Consider the following 401-nt stretch of genomic DNA (forward strand, 5'->3'; position numbering starts at 1 on the left):
GACGACCGCCACCCTGACCCAGCGACTGACCCTGCCCCTGACCCTGCGGGAAACCCTCATTCCGCACGGCCGGGAACTGACTCGTATCACCCGGACCACCCGAAACCGGGAACGAACCGGTGTCACCGGGGCGGCCGCCGCTCTGGTCGTTGGTGTTCCTGCCGGGGGCGCCCTGGGCGCCGCGGGAACCGCGCTGCGGGAGGCGGTTCTGCGAGCCGTCGTCCTGGCCGGCGGGCGCGCCGCCGTCGGCGCGGACGGCCGGGAACTGGCTGGTGTCGCCGGGACCGCCGGAGCCTGCCGCCGGGGACTCGCCGGCGGCGGGGCCGCCGCCGTGCCGCGGCGCGGGGCCGGAGCGGCCGCCGAAGACGTCGGAACGGAAGCCGGAGGGGCCGGTGTTCTGC

1 pseudogene is annotated in these 401 nt (G+C 77.3%); it reads right to left on the reverse strand.

The window, feature by feature from the left end:
• Positions 1-401, reverse strand: a pseudogene (locus tag AC13HU_RS38295) (hypothetical protein); the annotation flags it as partial.

It is taken from the genome of Streptomyces sp. NH27 (genome assembly GCF_056859195.1).